General features: G+C 43.4%; 1 protein-coding gene. It reads right to left on the reverse strand.

Annotated features, from left to right (window positions below; genetic code table 11):
• Positions 1-34: 34 nt before the first annotated feature.
• A partial coding sequence (locus D1841_RS18480) for a transposase (RefSeq protein WP_160645023.1) occupies positions 35-534 on the reverse strand: 500 nt, incomplete at its 5' end.

The raw sequence follows: 534 nt of genomic DNA on the forward strand, positions 1-534 counted from the left end.
CTATAAATGAGCAAATATAGAAATTTGCACAAAACTACCCTACCAATTTCAAAACAGCTTCAAGTGACGCACCATTTTTTATGAACTGGTGCAGATTACCGATTCGCTCTGTTTTGACTTGATCTTGAAAATACCAGTATCCTTCCTCGAAGGTATTGTATTTCCCGGAATACATACAGCACATGTAATGAACCAATGACATAATCAGCCAGTACCGCTCGATTCCCTGCCGTGAGCGGATCTGATATTTGTCCAGCGCGAGTCTGTTTTTGCTCTGACGGAAAAATAATTCGATTGCCCACCGTTCTGTATATGTGTCAAGGATTTCCTGTGTGGATATTCCGGCATTTGTGGATATAAATACCCTCAGCGCTTTCGGATCTCCAAAAGATTCCCGGGGATAGCTGATAATAACCACCGCGTTTGGAATATCATTGAGTTCTCCTTCGTAGCGGTACACATAGAATTCACGGCCGCCAACGGTCACAAGGCTGACAGCACGGTCTGTTTTTCTCAAATGAAGGGCAAACTCAC

Source organism: Neglectibacter sp. X4, assembly GCF_009917365.1.
GTDB lineage: Bacteria > Bacillota > Clostridia > Oscillospirales > Acutalibacteraceae > Acutalibacter.